The organism is Kitasatospora sp. NPDC096077, assembly GCF_040303245.1.
Classification (GTDB): Bacteria; Actinomycetota; Actinomycetes; order Streptomycetales; family Streptomycetaceae; genus Kitasatospora.
In genome coordinates this window covers 33,289-49,521 of record NZ_JBEOSV010000065.1, presented here as the reverse complement: position 1 = coordinate 49,521, position 16,233 = coordinate 33,289, and the positions used below count along the sequence as shown (strand labels likewise).

The 16,233-nt window shown below is 73.4% G+C and carries 16 protein-coding genes and 1 tRNA gene; 12 read left to right on the top strand and 5 right to left on the bottom strand.

Annotated elements, in window-relative coordinates; all coding sequences use genetic code 11:
* Together ABTZ03_RS35405 and ABTZ03_RS35400 are read left to right on the top strand one after the other, a co-directional pair.
* Positions 1-96, top strand: a 96-nt coding sequence (locus ABTZ03_RS35405) for an acyl-CoA dehydrogenase family protein (protein ID WP_157849844.1), incomplete at its 5' end; no start/stop codon positions are given.
* 145 nt (positions 97-241) lie between these two features.
* Complete coding sequence (locus tag ABTZ03_RS35400) at positions 242-922, top strand: TetR family transcriptional regulator (protein ID WP_350517281.1); 681 nt, start codon at positions 242-244, stop codon at positions 920-922.
* 159 nt (positions 923-1,081) lie between these two features.
* Here the strand turns inward: ABTZ03_RS35400 and ABTZ03_RS35395 are convergent.
* Positions 1,082-1,166 (bottom strand) — tRNA-Leu (locus ABTZ03_RS35395).
* A gap of 291 nt (positions 1,167-1,457) precedes the next feature.
* Here ABTZ03_RS35395 and ABTZ03_RS35390 point away from each other — a divergent pair.
* The 3 genes from ABTZ03_RS35390 (at position 1,458) to ABTZ03_RS35380 (ending at position 4,494) form a co-directional block, all read left to right on the top strand.
* Complete coding sequence (locus tag ABTZ03_RS35390) at positions 1,458-2,789, top strand: M20/M25/M40 family metallo-hydrolase (protein WP_350517278.1); 1,332 nt, start codon at positions 1,458-1,460, stop codon at positions 2,787-2,789.
* A 281-nt stretch (positions 2,790-3,070) separates the two neighbouring features.
* Positions 3,071-3,313: a chaplin gene (locus tag ABTZ03_RS35385; protein WP_400921070.1), complete on the top strand. Its 243-nt coding sequence runs from the start codon at positions 3,071-3,073 to the stop codon at positions 3,311-3,313.
* A 329-nt stretch (positions 3,314-3,642) separates the two neighbouring features.
* The gene (locus ABTZ03_RS35380) at positions 3,643-4,494 is read left to right on the top strand and encodes a chaplin (protein WP_350517276.1); all 852 of its coding nucleotides are present in this window, start codon (positions 3,643-3,645) and stop codon (positions 4,492-4,494) included.
* A 184-nt stretch (positions 4,495-4,678) separates the two neighbouring features.
* Here the strand turns inward: ABTZ03_RS35380 and ABTZ03_RS35375 are convergent, their stop codons facing one another.
* A complete protein-coding gene (locus ABTZ03_RS35375) occupies positions 4,679-4,888 on the bottom strand; it encodes a DUF5703 family protein (RefSeq protein ID WP_350517275.1) in 210 nt (69 codons plus the stop codon).
* Between the two features lie 363 nt (positions 4,889-5,251).
* Here ABTZ03_RS35375 and ABTZ03_RS35370 point away from each other — a divergent pair, with 363 nt between their 5' ends.
* The gene (locus tag ABTZ03_RS35370; RefSeq protein WP_350517274.1) at positions 5,252-5,851 is read left to right on the top strand and encodes a hypothetical protein; all 600 of its coding nucleotides are present in this window, start codon (positions 5,252-5,254) and stop codon (positions 5,849-5,851) included.
* A gap of 72 nt (positions 5,852-5,923) precedes the next feature.
* On the opposite strand, the gene ABTZ03_RS35365 is transcribed toward ABTZ03_RS35370, so the two are convergent.
* Both ABTZ03_RS35365 and ABTZ03_RS35360 read right to left on the bottom strand, forming a co-directional pair.
* Positions 5,924-8,137, bottom strand: a complete 2,214-nt coding sequence (locus tag ABTZ03_RS35365) for a helix-hairpin-helix domain-containing protein (RefSeq protein ID WP_350517273.1) — start codon at positions 8,135-8,137, stop codon at positions 5,924-5,926.
* 74 nt (positions 8,138-8,211) lie between these two features.
* Positions 8,212-9,192 (bottom strand): aldo/keto reductase, encoded by a 981-nt coding sequence (locus ABTZ03_RS35360; RefSeq protein WP_350517272.1) that lies wholly within the window; start codon positions 9,190-9,192, stop codon positions 8,212-8,214.
* 239 nt (positions 9,193-9,431) lie between these two features.
* Here ABTZ03_RS35360 and ABTZ03_RS35355 point away from each other — a divergent pair, with 239 nt between their 5' ends.
* Positions 9,432-10,478, top strand: coding sequence for an LLM class F420-dependent oxidoreductase (locus tag ABTZ03_RS35355; RefSeq protein WP_350517271.1), 1,047 nt, complete (start codon positions 9,432-9,434; stop codon positions 10,476-10,478).
* A gap of 82 nt (positions 10,479-10,560) precedes the next feature.
* Here the strand turns inward: ABTZ03_RS35355 and ABTZ03_RS35350 are convergent, their stop codons facing one another.
* The gene (locus ABTZ03_RS35350; RefSeq protein WP_350517270.1) at positions 10,561-11,550 is read right to left on the bottom strand and encodes a magnesium and cobalt transport protein CorA; all 990 of its coding nucleotides are present in this window, start codon (positions 11,548-11,550) and stop codon (positions 10,561-10,563) included.
* 185 nt (positions 11,551-11,735) lie between these two features.
* Between ABTZ03_RS35350 and ABTZ03_RS35345 the strand changes: the two genes are divergently transcribed.
* From ABTZ03_RS35345 to ABTZ03_RS35325, 5 genes are all read left to right on the top strand, one after another.
* Entirely contained in the window at positions 11,736-12,437 is a 702-nt protein-coding gene (locus ABTZ03_RS35345; RefSeq protein WP_350517269.1) for a histidine phosphatase family protein, read from the top strand.
* A 222-nt stretch (positions 12,438-12,659) separates the two neighbouring features.
* Entirely contained in the window at positions 12,660-13,238 is a 579-nt protein-coding gene (locus ABTZ03_RS35340) for a DUF3090 domain-containing protein (RefSeq protein WP_350517268.1), read from the top strand.
* Positions 13,208-14,080 (top strand): SCO1664 family protein, encoded by an 873-nt coding sequence (locus ABTZ03_RS35335; RefSeq protein ID WP_400921057.1) that lies wholly within the window; start codon positions 13,208-13,210, stop codon positions 14,078-14,080. Before ABTZ03_RS35340 ends, ABTZ03_RS35335 begins: the two co-directional genes overlap by 31 nt.
* 76 nt (positions 14,081-14,156) lie before the next feature.
* Positions 14,157-15,080, top strand: a complete 924-nt coding sequence (locus ABTZ03_RS35330) for a helix-turn-helix transcriptional regulator (protein ID WP_350517267.1) — start codon at positions 14,157-14,159, stop codon at positions 15,078-15,080.
* A gap of 126 nt (positions 15,081-15,206) precedes the next feature.
* Positions 15,207-16,058 carry a dioxygenase family protein gene (locus ABTZ03_RS35325; RefSeq protein WP_350517266.1) on the top strand — a complete coding sequence of 284 codons (852 nt, stop codon included), beginning with the start codon at positions 15,207-15,209 and terminating at the stop codon, positions 16,056-16,058.
* Positions 16,059-16,233 lie beyond the last annotated feature (175 nt).

The window sequence follows — 16,233 nt, the reverse complement described above, 5'->3', positions numbered from 1 at the left end:
CCGGTGGAGCGGATGATGCGGGACGCGAAGATCACCCAGATCTACGAGGGCACCAACCAGGTCCAGCGGATCGTGATGGCCCGCAACCTCCCGTAACGACCGCCCCCACCCGCCCCGACGGCCGACCCGCTCCACCCACCGGCCGTCGGGGCCGACCCGTTGCGCCGGTGCTAAGTTCCGGAGAATGAGCGAGAAGGAAGAGCAGGACCTGCCCATGAACGACGGGCCCTCGAAGCCGGCCATGCGCGAAGCGCTGGTGGCCGCGGCCTTCGAGCTCTTCCTGGAGCGGGGCTTCGAGCAGACGACGGTCGACGACATCGTCTCGCTCGCCGGCGTCGGCCGGCGCTCCTTCTTCCGCTACTTCCCGGCGAAGGAGGACGTGGTCTTCCCCGACCACGAGCGCAGCCTCGCCGAGATGACGGAGTTCCTGGAGTCCGGCAGCGGCGAGGAGGACCCGGTCAAGCACGCCTGCGACGCCGCCCGCCTGGTCCTGCGGATGTACGCCGAGCAGCCCTCCTTCTCCGTCCAGCGCTACCGCCTCACCCGCAAGGTCCCCGGCCTGCGGGCGTACGAGCTGTCGGTGGTCTGGCGCTACGAGCACACCCTCGCCGCCTACCTGCGCGGCCGCTACGCCGACCGCCCGGACGGCCCCCTGCGCGCCGACGTGATCGCGGCCGCCGTGGTCGCCGCGCACAACCACGCCCTGCGCACCTGGCTGCGCTCGGGCGGCGAGAGCGACTGGGTGGCCGAGGTGGACGCGGCGATGGCCTTCGTCACCTCCACCTGGAGCGACCGCCCCGCCGACTCCGCGCCGGAGGGCGAGGGCGACGACGTGGTGGTCCTGGTCGCCAGCCGTCGGGCCCCGCTGTGGCGGATGGTCCAGGGCATCGAGAGCGCCATCGGCGAGACCCGCCGGGCCTGACCGGCCGACGCCGTCCGACCCCGGCCGGGGCCGGACGGCGAACTGCGGTCCACGACAAGGGCGTTGCCGCCGAGCCGCGGTACCCGCACCGCCGAACCCGCTGGAAAACGAACCGGAAAACGAAGAGGACCCCAGATCAACTGGGGTCCTCTTGTTCGGTGTCCGAGGGGGGACTTGAACCCCCACGCCCGATAAAGGGCACTAGCACCTCAAGCTAGCGCGTCTGCCATTCCGCCACCCGGACCAGGTGTCGTCCTCGCGGCTTCCGATCTCTCGTCCGTCGCGCTGACAGATGTAACTGTAGCAAAGATCGGCTTGGGGTCCCAAAACGGCTCCGGAGCGGGGAGCGGGCCTGGTGGCGGGGGCAAGGGGCGGCCTGTGGCGGGGGTGTGACCAGCGGGTTTCGGGGGCGTGCGGGGGCTGGATCGGGATCGGGGGCTGGGGGAGGATGGGCGGACGTGCTCGTACGGCCCGGGTGCAGGTCCTGGGGGAGGCGCGCTGGTGCGTCGGTGCGGGCCCAAGACGAGGAGTGACCGTGAGCGAGCGGAGCGAGTCGGCGGCGCCGAAGGTGACGGCTGAGTCGGAGGTCGCCGAGATCTGTCGCGATCTGATCCGGATCGACACCAGCAACTACGGGGACGGGTCCGGTCCGGGGGAGCGCAAGGCCGCCGAGTACGTGGCCGAGCAGCTCGCCGAGTTCGGGATCGAGCCGCAGATCTTCGAGTCGGCCAAGGGGCGGGCCTCGACCGTGGTCCGGATCGAGGGGGAGGACCGCTCCCGTCCGGGCCTGCTGATCCACGGCCACACCGACGTGGTGCCGGCCAACGCCGCGGACTGGACGTACGACCCCTTCGGCGGCGAGATCGCCGACGGCTGCGTGTGGGGGCGCGGCGCGGTCGACATGAAGGACATGGACGCGATGACCCTGGCGGTCGTCCGGGACCGCCTGCGCACCGGCCGCAAGCCCCCGCGCGACCTGGTGCTCGCCTTCCTCGCCGACGAGGAGGCGGGCGGCACGTACGGCGCGCGCTTCCTGGTGGACAAGCACCCGGAGCTGTTCGAGGGCGTGACCGAGGGCATCGGCGAGGTCGGCGGCTTCTCCTTCACGGTGAACGACCAGGCCCGGTTCTACCTGGTGGAGACGGCCGAGAAGGGCATGCACTGGATGCGCCTGACGGTCGAGGGCCGGGCCGGGCACGGCTCGATGTCGAACGACGACAACGCGATCACCGAGCTGTGCGAGGCCGTCGCCCGGCTCGGCCGGCACAAGTTCCCGCTGCGGATCACCCCGAGCGTGCGGGCCTTCCTGGACGAGCTGTCGGACGTGCTCGGGTACCGGCTGGACCCGGAGGACATGGACGAGGTGGTCCGGGTGCTCGGCGGCATCGCCAAGATGATCGGCACCACCTTCCGCAACACCGCCCAGCCGACCATGCTCGGCGCCGGCTACAAGGTGAACGTGATCCCCGGTCAGGCCACCGCCCACGTCGACGGGCGCTTCCTGCCCGGCTACGAGGAGGAGTTCCTGGCCGAGCTGGACAGCGTGCTCGGCCCGCGCGTGAAGCGTGAGTCGCTGCACTCGGACCGGGCGATCGAGACCGGCTTCGACGGCGCGCTGGTCGAGGCGATGCAGATCGCACTGCGCGCGGAGGACCCGATCGCCCGCGCCGTGCCGTACACCCTGTCGGGCGGGACGGACGCCAAGTCCTTCCAGGACCTCGGCATCCGCTGCTTCGGCTTCGCGCCGCTGCAGCTGCCGCCGGAGCTGGACTTCGCCGGGATGTTCCACGGCGTGGACGAGCGGGTGCCGGTGGACGGCCTGAAGTTCGGCGTCCGGGTGCTGGACCGGTTCATCGACGCCTGCTGATCGCGCGCCTGCTGATCGCGCGCCGGTTGATCAGACGACTGGGTCGGCCCGCTCCCGGAGTGCCGGGGGCGGGCCGACCGCATTGTCCGAGCTCATGATTGTGGGACGGGTCGAAAGAGATCAACAGAAACGATTCAGCTATGGAAATCCGTGTTGATCATCTGTGCGAAGCCTCACCGTTGCGAGTGAATGGCAAATCTGTTCCGTACCCCGTTTGCCGCAGCGTCGTTCATCCCTGTGCAGCCCGCCGAACGGGTTGCGTTGTCCGTACAGGAGGAATGATGAAGGTCAAGAAGATCGCCGCTGTCGCCGCCGCCACTGGTGGCCTGGTGCTCGCCGCCGCCGGTGTGGCGTCCGCCCACGGCGGTGCCGCTGCCGAGGGTGCGGCCGTGGGCTCCCCGGGTGTCGTCTCGGGCAACAGCGTTCAGGTCCCGGTGCACGTCCCGGTGAACCTCTGCGGCAACACCGTCAGCGTGATCGGCGTGCTGAACCCGGCGTTCGGCAACCACTGCGCCAACTTCTGAGTCAACCTCCGGGCCACTGAAGCCCGTTGAGCCAGGCTGAGAACGGCCCCCGGGCGGCGGACGCGTCGCGCCGGGGGCCTTTGCGCGACCCGGGCCGCTGGGGCCGGGCGCGCCCGCCGGCCAGGAGTTCCGGGGGGCTCGGCAAGGTCCGACCGCCCCGATCGCTCGATCGGGTGAAGCTGCTTCGTTCGGCTCAACCTCCCCGTTTGCCCCTCGTTAACTCCTGTGCAGTCGAAGACCTTGGGTGATTTCCGGATGGACCAAAATTCCGACTTTAATACAGGTTCATGTCAAGGTCGCCACGCCGTTTCGAAACGTCAGGGGAAATCATGAGGAATGTCGCCAAGAAGGGGATCCTCACCGCCGTGGCCACCGGCAGCGTGCTGGCCTCGACGGCCGGCTACGCCTATGCGGGCGCCGAGGCGCAGGGCGCCGCCGCGGGATCACCGGGTGTCGCCTCGGGGAACTCGGTTCAGGTGCCGGTCGAGGTACCGATCAACGCCTGTGGCAACACGGTCGACGTGATCGGCGTGCTGAACCCGTCGTACGGCAACCACTGCGCCAATGTCAGCGGCGGCGGCCGCCACGCCGCCCCGCGGCCCGGCCAGAGTGGCCGACCCGGCGGCGGTGCCGCCTCCGGTACCGGTGCGAGCCGGGGTACCACCGCCTCGGGCGCCTCCGCCGCCGGCACGGCCGCCGGCTCGCCCGGGGTGATCTCCGGCAACAACGTCCAGGCCCCGGTGCACGTCCCGGTGAACGCCTGCGGCAACTCGGTGAACGTGGTCGGCGTCGGCAACCCGGCCTTCGGCAACGGCTGCGGCACGGTGGCCCAGCCCGCCCCGAAGCCGACCGACGACTGCCCCGAGGGCCGCACCCCGCCGCCCGTCGCCGGTGGTGACACCGGCACCGGCAGCTCGCGCAACGGCGGCTCCGCCGGCACCGCCGCCCCGGCCGCCCAGGCGCCGAACGGCGGCGGCACCCAGGCCGTTCCGGCCGCCGCCCGCACCAACACCCCGGCCGCCCCCGCCGCCCAGAACGCGCCGAGCGCGCAGAACGTCGCGGCGGGCGCCGAGCTGGCCCACACCGGCGCCGGTGACGTGGAGATGCTCGGCGCCGCCGGCCTCGCGCTGCTGATCGGCGGCGGTGTGCTCTACCGCCGCGCCCGCGCCGGCGCCCGCTGAGTCCAGGGGCCCGGCCCGGGCCGAGTCGGCGGACCCGTCCGCCGGTTCCGCCGGTTCCGCCGGACCCGCCGGTCCTCCTGGTCCCATGGAATGAATGAAGCACCCGCGGCCGCCCGTTCACCGGGCGGCCGCGGGTGCTTCAAAGCCCGGCGGGGACTTCCTCAGGGGTTCGGGGTGACGCCCGTCACCAGCTCCGGATCTGTCGGATGATCCGCCGCTTCAGCCGGACCGTCCGGCTGCCGTCGGGGAACAGCCTCAGCCGGTCGAGCTCCCAGTGTCCGTACTCGGCGTGCTCGGTGAGCAGTTGGCGTGCCGCATTGCGCGTGGTGCCGCGCGGCATGCGCAACGACTGGTACTCGTACTCCGGCTGCCGGACCGGCTTCGGTGGGGTCAAAACGCTCCTCCTGAGGATCACCTGCACGCAAGCCTACGGCCTGCCCCGGACAGTCGGCCCGGGTATTTCCGGCCGTCCTCCCGTCCCGATGCGGCGGTTCGACGGCGGGCGACCAGGGCGCTCGTCTGACAGTGCATCAGTTCTGTTGCTGCTGTGGAGGGGATACCCCGATACCGGCGCGCGAAGCGGTACCCGGACGGCCCCGCCGGACCGGTCGCGCGCCCTCCGCGCCCGGCCCGCGCCGGTTCTGCCGGGGGACAGAAGCGACGGAATCGGACATCAGGGGGGAAGTTGCGGTGAAATCGCGGGTGTAGGTGACAACCGCTGTGCGTACCGGCGCCGAGGGGAGATAGCGTCTGCACCATGTCTGATGCCGCGCAGCCCACCATTGCCGAGGTACGCGCCGCCGCTGAGGCGGTCAAGGCCGCCATCGACCGTCATCTGGAAGCGGTGTCAAGCCCCAACGCAGCTGATGATCCCGCCGTGTCCACTGCCTACGAGCAGCTCGCCACGGCGGCCATCGCCTACGACCAACTCCTCTACGAGGTCTACGACGAGGTCACGCCCTTCGAGATCCCCGGCGACGAGGGACCGGGCGGCTACCACGGCCCGGAACAGCCCGAGGCGATCAGCGTGCTGATCCGCCGCGACTACCACGTGGTCGACCCCAAGCGGCTGCGCGCGCAGGCCGAGCGGCTCGACGAGTCGCTGACCCCGGGTGGTGCCGGCGGCGTCAACTCCGCGATCGGCGTGCTGTTCGGCGAGTACGAGCCGGACGAGATCGCCGCCCGCAGCGAGGAGTTCGGCCTGGAGGAGGCGGACTCGACGCTCTGGGTCGCGGCGGCCGAGCCGACCGAGCCGGGGGAGTGGCTGCCGGAGCCGTTCGAGCACGCCGACCCGCAGCTGCTGATCTGCCGGTTCGACGTCAGCGAGGTCTACGACGACGAGGACCCCGACGACTGACGTCGGACGCACGCGTACGGAGGGCGGGCCCGGAACACCGGGCCCGCCCTCCGTCCGTGAACCGCCCGCCGGCTACTGCTCGGCGGCCGTGTTCTCCGCCAGCACCGCCCGAAGCCGGGTGGTGCGCGGCTGCGCCGGGCGCTCGGCGACGGCCTGGGCGAGCGCCGGCCCCGCCGCGTGGACCACGGACAGGTGCCGCTCGCCGCGCCCGAACGCGGTGTAGACCCACTGCCGGGAGAGCGCCGGCCCGGCGTCCTCCGGGACCACGACCACCGCGGCGGGCCAGCGGCGGCCCAGCGCCTGGTGGACGGTCAGCGCCCAGCCGTGCCGCAGCCGGCCGGCCTCGGCGGGCGGGACCGTCCGGCGCGAGCCGTCCGGGTACTCCAGGTGCAGGCCGGTCGCGTCGCCGTCCAGCACCCGGGCCGGGCGGGTGATCCCGGGCGCGGGGGACTCCACCACCCGGTCGCCCGGGTCGAACCCGCCGAAGCGGCCGGGGCCGGGGTTCAGCCGGGCCTTCGCGGCGGCGTTCAGCGCCCGGGTGCCGGCCGGTCCGCCGTGGCCCGCGGTGAGCAGCACCACCTGCTCGGCGGGGATGCCGAGCGCGCGCGGGATGGAGTCGGTGAGCAGCTGGACGGCGCGGTGGACGGCCTCGCCGCCGTCCTTGGCGGTCAGGATGACCACCTCCTTGTCCGGCGCCTCGACCGGCTGCAGCTCGCCGATGCCGACCCCGGAGACCAGCTCGCCGATCGGACCGAAGTCGGGGGTGCGGGAGGCGACCGCAGGGCAGACCTTGGCGGCCAGCAGGTCGGCGAAGAACCGGCCGGGGCCGGCCGACCAGAGCTGCCCCGGGTCCCCGCTGAGCACCAGTCGGGTGCCGTCGGCGAGTGACTCCAGCACGACGGCCGCCAGTTCGACGTCCAGCAGCTGCGCGTCCAGCACCACCAGGAGGTCCAGGGCGAGCGTGCCGTCGGCGGCCCGGCCCGGGCCGGCCGTACCGGACAGCAGCTCGGCGAGGGTCACCACCGGGGTCCCGGCCTCGCCGAGCGAGTCGAAGGACTCCTTGCCCTGGTCGGTCCAGGTGGCGGCCCAGGTCCGCAGCCCGAGCCTCCGGGCGGCGGCGACCAGGGCAGCCGGCTCGGCGCGGGCCGCCTCACCGCCGGTGTGCAGGACGAGGGGGCTGTCGGCGACGGCCCGGATCAGGGCGGTGGCGGAGGAGGACGACGCCGCCTCGGCGGCCGCCTCCCAGGCGGCGGGGCCGGGGGCGACGGGGGTGGCCTCGGCGTCCTCCGGCTCCTCCGCTTCCTCCGGCTCCTCCGCTTCCTCCGCGGACCCGGCGTCCGCCGACTCGGCGTCCTCGGTCTCGGCGTTCTCGGGCTCGGCGTCCTCGCCCGGTACGAAGGTGGCCATCAGCTGGAGCAGCTTCTCGGCGAGGCTGACCTCCGCCATCGCCAGCCCCTCCAGCGCGAGCAGCGTCCGGGTCGGCGGCTCGTCCTCCTCCCCGCCGCCCGCCGCCTGCGCCTCGGCGCCGGTCAGCTCCTCCTGGAAGGGCAGTACCCGTCCGTCCGCGACGGCGTGCCCGATCGCGGCGGCCGGCTCCGGCATCCGGAGCTTTTCGAGCCCGGCGGCGACGTCCGGCAGTGCCTGGGCCGAGTGCCCGCGCAGCGCCGCCTGCTCCAGCAGCCAGACCACCAGGGCCTGGGCCCGGCGCTTGTCGTCCGGGGTGGCCTCGGCGCCGAGCAGTCCACGGGCGAAGTGGTCCGCGTGTTCCGGGCGCACACCGGCCAGGCCGAGCACCGCCCACGGGTCCTTGCCCAGCCGGGCGGCCGCGTCGTCGCCGAAGGCGGCCACTGCGGCGGCCGCCAGCTCGGCCGGGGCGCCACCGGCGGTCAGCACCTCGGCGGTCCGCCGGAGCACGTCCGCGCTCGGCTCCGGCGGCTGCCCGACCGAAGGGGTCGGCGCGGCTACGGCAGCCGGGGCGGGCGGGTCGGCGGGGACGGCCGCAGCGGCCGGCTCGGGAGCCGTCGAACCATCGGTTGCCGGCTCCTCGGCGGCCGCGGACCCGGCGTCCTCCACCTCGACATCCTCGACGTCCTCGGCACCGTCGGCACTCTCGGCCTCCTGCGCCGCCGGAGCCTTCGGCTCGGTACGGCCCAGTCGGTGGGCCCCCGGCTTCGCCGCCCGCTGCTCGATCCGGCGCATCTGCTCCATGACCGCCGCGAGCTCCGCCGCCTTGCCGGTCGGCGAGGCCGCTGTCTCCTCCGGAGCGCCGTTGCCCGTGTCACTCATCGTCGTCCGCTCCAAAGGTCACTCCACTGCACGTTCCACTGCACGTTCTGCTCGACGACCCGCCACGGGGGCGGCTACAGCTCCGTCCACCCCTGGTCCGGGTAGCGGTGCACCGGCGACGAGATGTCGTCCAGCGCGCCGCGGATCTCTCCCGGAAGCGTAAGCGCCTCCACCGACAGTGCCGCCTGCAGCTGGGCCACCGTACGTGCTCCGACCAGCGCGCTCGCAACCCCGGGCCGGTCCCGGACCCAGGCCAGCGCGACCGCGAGCGGGCTGCTGGCCAGCCCGTCGGCGGCGGTGGCGACGGCGTCCACGATCCGCCGGGAGCGCTCCCCGAGGTACGGCTGGACGAACCCGGACAGGTACGGCGAGGCGCCGCGCGAGTCCTGCGGGATGCCGTGCCGGTACTTCCCGGTGAGCACCCCGCGCCCGAGCGGCGAGCCCGCGAGGACGCCGACCCCGGCGTCCAACGCGGCGGGCAGCGCCTCCCGCTCGATGCCGCGCTGCAGCAGCGAGTACTCCAACTGGGCCGCCGCCAGCGGCATCCGGTCGTGGTGGGCGCGCTGCCAGGTGGCGGCCTTGGCGAGCTGCCAGCCGCTGAAGTCGCAGACGGCGGCGTAGCGGGCGCGGCCGGAGGAGACGGCGATGTCGAGGGCGCTGAGGGTCTCCTCGACCGGGGTCGTCGGGTCGAAGGCGTGCACCTGCCACAGGTCGACGTAGTCGGTGCCGAGCCGGCGCAGCGAGGCGTCCAGGGCGGCGAGCAGGTGGCCGCGGGAGCCGTCGAAGCGACGGGTGGACTCGGGGACGCTGCCCGCCTTGGTGGCGATGACGAGTTCGGAGCGCGGGATCAGGTTGTCGGTGAGCCGGGAGATGAGGTACTCGGCGCCGCCGTCCGCATACACGTCGGCGGTGTCGACCAGGTTGCCGCCGGCGTCGACGAACTCCTTGAGCTGCTCGGCGGCTTCGTGCTCGTCGGTGTCCCGGCCCCAGGTCATGGTGCCGAGACCGAGGCGGGAGACCTGCAGGCCGGTACGGCCGAGGTGACGCTTTTCCATCGGGCGGGCCCTCCACTGGCCGGTGGCCCCGGTGGCCCGGTGGCCCTGAAGACGCGCAGGTGGGGAGAGCGTTCCCCACGTCGGCTGAGCGTAGCGGCCGGTGCCCGGGCAGGGGCGCAGACCCGCAGAACGATCAATCCGCCCGGTGTGACCCAGACCACCACTACCCGTCAGTAGCATGACCTGTGCGTGCGCGGCTACCCTCGCCACCAAGCCCACCCGACTGGAAGGTTCGGCACATGCGACTCGGTATCAACCTCGGCTACTGGGGACTCGGCATGGATGCCGACAACATCGCGGTGGCCCGGGAGGCCGACCGGCTCGGCTACTCGGTCTGCTGGGCGGCGGAGGCGTACGGCTCCGACGCCGCGACCGTGTTGAGCTTCGTCGCCGCCAAGACCGAGCGGATCGACGTCGGTTCGGCCATCTTCCAGATCCCGGCCCGCACCCCGGCGATGACCGCGATGACCGCCGCGACCCTGGACACCCTCTCCGGCGGCCGCTTCCGGCTCGGCCTGGGCGTCTCCGGCCCGCAGGTCTCCGAGGGCTGGTACGGCGTGAAGTTCGACAAGCCGCTCGCCCGCACCCGCGAGTACGTGGAGATCATCCGCAAGGCGATGTCCCGGGAGCGCCTGGTGCACGAGGGCGCGCACTGGACCCTGCCGCTGCCGGGCGGGCCGGGCAAGCCGATCAAGCTGACCGTGCACCCGGTGCGGGAGCAGATCCCGCTCTACATCGCCGCGATCGGCCCGAAGAACCTGGAACTGACCGGCGAGATCGCCGACGGCTGGCTCGGCATCTTCTTCTCGCCCGAGCACTCCGCGCTGTCCCTGGACGCGCTCAGGGCCGGCCGCGCCAAGGCCGGCCGGACGCTGGACGGCTTCGACCTCTGCCCGACCGTGAACATCGCGGTCGGCGAGGACGTCAAGGCCGGGGTCGACGGCCTGCGCTCCTACGCCGCGCTCTACATCGGCGGCATGGGCAGCAAGGAGAAGAACTTCTACAACCAGCTGACCCGGCGCATGGGTTACGAGCAGGCGGCCGACGAGATCCAGGAGAAGTACCTGGCCAAGGACTACGCGGGCGCCGCGGCCGCCGTCCCGCATGACCTGATCGACGCCACCTCGCTGATCGGCGACACCGCCCGGATCGCCGACCGGATGCAGGCCTACGCCGACGCCGGCGTCACCACCCTCACCCTGGCCCCGTCCGGCTTCACCCTGGACGAGCGGATCCAGGCGCTGCGCACCGGAGTCGAGGCCCTGGACCGGGCCGGGCTGGCCTAGTCACGTAGGACGGGCCCGGTCACGTAGGACGGGCCCGGTCACGCAGGACGGGCCCGGTCGCGCAGGACGGGGACGGGCGGTGCTACAGCCAGTCGTGCCGCTTGAACACCCGGTGCAGCACCGCGCAGACCAGCGCCATCAGCGACAGCACCGCCGGGTACCCCCAGGGTTCGTGGAGTTCGGGCATCACGTCGAAGTTCATCCCGTACACGCCCGCGATCATGGTCGGCACGGCGGCCAGCGCCGCCCAGGCCGAGATCTTCCGCATGTCGTTGTTCTGCTGCACGCTCACCTGGGCCAGGTTGGCGCCGAGGATGTCGGACAGCAGCCGGTCCATGCCGTCCACCTGGTCGTTCACCCGGGCCAGGTGGTCGGCGACGTCCCGCAGGTAGGGGGCGGTCTCCGGCCGGACGAACGGGGCGCCGCGCTCCAGCCGCAGCATCGGCTCCAGCAGCGGGACGGCGGCCCGGCGGACGGTCATCACCTGGCGCTTGTAGCCGTAGATCCGCCCGGCGGTGTCGCGGCCGATCCGGCCGGGGGCGAAGACGTCCGCCTCCAGCTCGTCCAGGTCGACCTGCAGCGCGGCGGCCACCTCGACGTAGCCGTCCACCACGGTGTCGCAGACCGAGTGCAGCACCGAACTGGGCCCGTAGCGCAGCAGTTCGGGCTGCTGCTCCAGCCGGGCCCGCAGGCCGCTGAGCGGGGTGTCGGCGCCGTGCCGGACGGTCATCACGAAGTCCGGGCCGAGGAAGACCATCACCTCGCCGCTGGTGACGGCGTGGGTGTCGGCATGGTGGCCGAGGGTCTTGAGGGCGACGAACAGCGAGCCCTGGTAGGCCTCCACCTTGGGCCGCTGGTGGGCGCTGACGGCGTCCTCGACGGCCAGCGGGTGCAGCGCGAACTCCTTGCCGGCCCGGTCGAGTTCCTCGACGGTCGGCTCGAACAGGCCCATCCAGACGAAGGCGCCCGGCCCGGCCTCGCGGGCGGCGGTGAGCGAGTCGGTCAGGTCCTCGGAGGCCCCGATCCGGCGGCCGTCCTGGTACGCGGCGCAGTGGACGATCATGCGGGCCATTGTCCCCCGGAACGGCCCGGCGGGGCGGGAGGCCGGGAGCCGAGCCCGCGCCCGACCCTGCCCACCGAACCTCCCGACCCTGCCCGCCGCACCTCCCGACCCTGCCCACCGGGACCGCCCGGCCCCGCCCACCGCACCGCCCGGCCCGCCCCACGGCGGCGCCCGGAGGCCGTAGGCTGAGCCCCATGCCCACCCTGTTGCTCGTCCGCCACGGCCGCTCGACCGCGAACACCGCCGGGATCCTGGCCGGTTGGACCCCCGGCGTGGACCTGGACGACACCGGCCGCGCGCAGGCCGCCGCGCTGGCCGGGCGGCTGGCCGGGATCCCGCTGGCGCAGGCCGTCAGCAGCCCGCTGGAGCGCTGCCGGCAGACCCTGGAGCCGCTGCTCGCCGCCCGCCCCGAACTGGGCCCGCCGGCCGAGGACGAGCGGCTGGGGGAGTGCCACTACGGCGAGTGGACCGGCCGCCCGCTGGCCGAGCTGGCCAAGGAGCCGCTCTGGCGCACGGTGCAGGACCACGCCGCCGCCGCGGCCTTCCCGGGCGGCGAGTCGCTGCGCGAGCTGAGCCACCGTACGGTCGGCGCGGTCCGCGAGTGGAACGCGAAGATCGCCGCCGAGCACGGCGAGGACGCGGTCTGGCTGGCCTGTTCGCACGGGGACGTGATCAAGGCGGTGGTGGCCGACGCGCTCGGCCTGCACCTGGACCACTTCCAGCGGATCAGTGTCGAGCCCTGCTCGGTCACCGCGATCCGCTACACCCCGCAGCGGCCCTTCGTGCTCAGGATGGGCGACACCGGCGACCTCTCCTCGCTCGCGCCCAAACCCCCGACCGCCTCCGCCGCCCCGACGACCCCGGCCGGCGACGCGGTGGTCGGCGGCACCGCCTGACCGGTGCGGCCCGAGGCACGGGAGCCCGGGGGACGACGTCCCGGGGCGCCCCGCCGAGGGGTACGACGGCCCGGGCGGCACGCCCCGGGCCCGCGGGTGCCACCCCGCCCCGCGGCCTCCCGCTCGGCTCCCCGGCCGGGCCCCTGAGGTCGTAGGGTGACTGATGAGTGCCCCGCAGTTCGACCACCTGCCCAGTTGGACAACCCGATCCGGAGCTAGCGCGTGACCCGTCAGGTCTTCTTCTACGACCAGCCCGAACGGTTCGTGGCCGGCACCGTCGGCCAGCCCGGCGCCCGGGCGTTCTACCTGCAGGCCAGCGCCCGGGGCCGGATCACCAGCGTGCTGCTGGAGAAGAACCAGGTCGCCGCGCTCGCCGAGCGGATCGAGGAGGTCCTGGACGAGGCGCTGCGGCGCAGCGGGGGCGACGCCGCCATCCCGGCCACCGCGCCCAAGGACCTGCTCGACACCGCCCCGCTGGACCTGCCGCTGGAGCAGGAGTTCCGGGTCGGCACCATGGCGCTGGCCTGGGACAGCGTGGACGCCTGCCTGGTGGTCGAGGCGCAGGCGCTGGTGGAGCAGGACGAGGACGAGGACGAGGAGGAGGACGAGCCGGCCGCCCTCCAGGACGACGAGCACGGCCCGGACATGCTGCGGGTGCGGCTGACCGGCGCGATGGCCCGGGTGTTCGCCAAGCGCGCGCTGGACCTGGTCGCGGCCGGTCGCAAGCCCTGCCCGTTCTGCAACCTCCCGCTGGACCCGGAGGGCCACCTGTGCCCGCGCGCGAACGGCTACCGGCGCTGAACACCGAGACCCCGCCGCAGGCCGACCCGGCGGCCGCCGCCGCCCTCGCGGCAGACGTGCCGACCGCCCTCGCACTGCTGCGCCAGGGCGGGCTGACCGTGCACGGCCGGCTCACCGACGCCTCCAACGCCGCGCTGTACTGCACCGTCGAGCACGGTTCGCTGAGCGCTCAGGCCGTCTACAAGCCGGTGGCCGGGGAGCGCCCGCTGTGGGACTTCCCGGACGGCACGCTGGCCGGCCGTGAGGTCGCCGCGTACGAGCTGTCCGCGGCGACCGGTTGGGGGCTGATCCCGCCCACCGTGCTGCGCGAGGGGCCGCACGGGCCCGGCATGGTGCAGCTGTGGGTGGAGCCGGATCCGGAGGCCGAGCCGCTGCTGGCGCTGCAGGACCCGACCGGCCCGGAGGAGGGCTGGCTGCCGATCGTCCGGGCCGAGGTCGAGGGCGGCCGCACCGCGTTGCTGGTGCACCACGACGACCGGCGGCTGCGTCGGATGGCGGTGCTGGACGCGGTGCTCAACAACGCGGACCGCAAGGGCGGCCACCTGATCCCCGCCGCCGACGGCCGGGTGTACGGCATCGACCACGGCGTCACCTTCAACACCGAGGGCAAGCTGCGCACGCTGCTCTGGGGCTGGGCGGGCGACCCGCTGCCCGCCGAGGCGCTGGAGGTGCTGGCCCGGCTGGCCGAGCAGTTGGACGGGGAGCTGGCCGAGCGGCTGGCCCCGCACCTGACCGGCGCCGAACTGGCGGCCACCAGGGCCCGGGTGGCCGGACTGCGGGACTCGGGCAAGCACCCGCTGCCCTCCGCGGACTGGCCCGCCATCCCCTGGCCGCCGGTCTGACACCACCTGGGCGCCACGGTGGGGTTACCCGCGGGTGGTCTGGACCTGTTACCGGAATAGGTCGCACACTGCTCCGATGGACGTGCGACGGACCACCCCCCGAACCGCGCCGGACCTGCCGTTGCACCGCCTGCAGGTCCCGCTGCCCCACCTACTGCCCTTCGCCATCGGCAGTTTCGACGCGATCGGCCCGCTCTCCCGGGCCAACTTCCCCCACCGCCACTCGTTCTACGAGATCGTCCTGGTCACCGGCGGCTGCGGCGCCCATGTCCTGGACCTGGTCCACGGGCCCCTGGCGCCACCGCAGTTGTGCGTGATCACGCCCGGCCAGGTGCACCACTGGGCGGACACCGAAGGACTCACCGGCCGGGTCGTCCTGTTCAACGAGGACTTCCTGCTGGGTCATCCGCAGGACCTCGCCGCGCTGCGCGCCCTGGCCGCCCGTCCCGGCATCGGGCTCGGCGAACACGCCGACGCCGTCGCCGGATTGCTCGCCGACATGGAGCAGGAGTACCTGGCCATGGCGCCCGGCTACCAGGGTGTGCTGCGGGCCAGCCTGCACATCCTGATCGTCCGGGCGCTGCGCGCCTGCACCCCGGGCGACCGGCCCGCGGTGGCCACCCGGCCCGCCGAACTGGCCGCCGCCTTCACCCGGTTGATCGCCCGGCCGGGCGGGGTGCGGCACTCGGTGGCCTCCACCGCCCAGGAACTGGGGGTCTCCCCGGGGCACTTGCAGACCCTGGTCAAGCAGGCCACCGGCCGCACCCCGGGCGGGCTGATCCGCCGGCAGCAGACCCTGGAGGCCAAACGGCTGCTCGCCTGCACGGATTTGACGATCCGTCAGGTCGCCCGGGAGGCGGGTTTCGCGGATCCGGCGTACTTCTGCCGGTTCTTCCGGCGGGAGACCGGGATGACCCCGGGGGAGTTCCGTACCCGGGTCGACGGAAATCACCACGATCCCCGGATCATGTCCATCGCCGTGGCATCGGACGGTCCGTAACGTCATTGCTGGCCACCGGCGGTCGGTCCAGCGCGCGGACGGGCGGCCGGTCCGGCCCTTGTCATGCCCCCACCATGGCAAGGGCCGCCCCCACCCCTTGAAAAATCCACGGGAAGGAGACGGCGCATGCCCCCGTCCGACGGCATGATCAGCCGCAAGACCGTCCTGAAGGCCGCCGCCGCGCTCGGCGTCGCGCCCCTGCTGATCGGCGGCGGGGTCGCCCTCGCCCGGGAGCAGGCCGGCACCGGCCGGGTCCCCGGCCTGACCCCCGACTGCCACGACGGGGACGACCCCACCATCGAGCAGACCGAGGGCCCCTACTTCAAGCCGGACTCCCCGCTGCGCAGCTCGATGGTCAACGACGGCCCCGGTACCCCGCTGACCGTCAGCGGCTATGTCTTCGGCCGTGCCTGCCTGCCCATCTCCGGTGTGCTGCTGGACTTCTGGCAGGCCGACGACGGCGGCAACTACGACAACACCGGCTACACCTTCCGCGGCCACCAGTTCACCGACGCCAACGGCGCCTTCAAGCTGGAGACCATCATCCCGGGCCTCTACCCGGGCCGCACCCGGCACCTGCACGTCAAGCTGCAGGCCCCCGGCCGCCCGATCCTGACCACCCAGCTGTACTTCCCGGGCGAGCCGCGCAACAGCACCGACACCATCTACGACGCCCGACTGCTGATGAACATCCGGCAGAACGGCCCCGGCGAGGACGGCACCTTCGACTTCGTGCTGGACGTGCCGCAGACCCCGGGCACCCCGACCCCGACCGCCACCCCGACGGGCACGCCTACCGCCACCCCGACCGGCGGGCCCACCACGCCGCCGCCCGGCGGCAGCTGGACCCCGGGCACGTCCTACCGCGCGGGCGACCGCGTCACCTACTCCGGCGCCTCCTACGTCTGCCTCCAGGCGCACACCGCCATGGCGGGCTGGGAGCCGCCGAACGTGCCGGCCCTCTGGCAGCGGTCGTAGCGGCTCCGGCCGCTTTCCCCGGGGAGCCGGGCGCCCGGTCGGCGGCAGGGCCGGCCGGGCGCTCACCCGTGCCACGGGGTCGGGGCTCGAACGCGCCGTATGCCCGAAACGGAATGCGCACTACCAGTCGAGAAGCGGTCAGGCAACGACAGGAAGCGAATCCAGTCGATCTTCG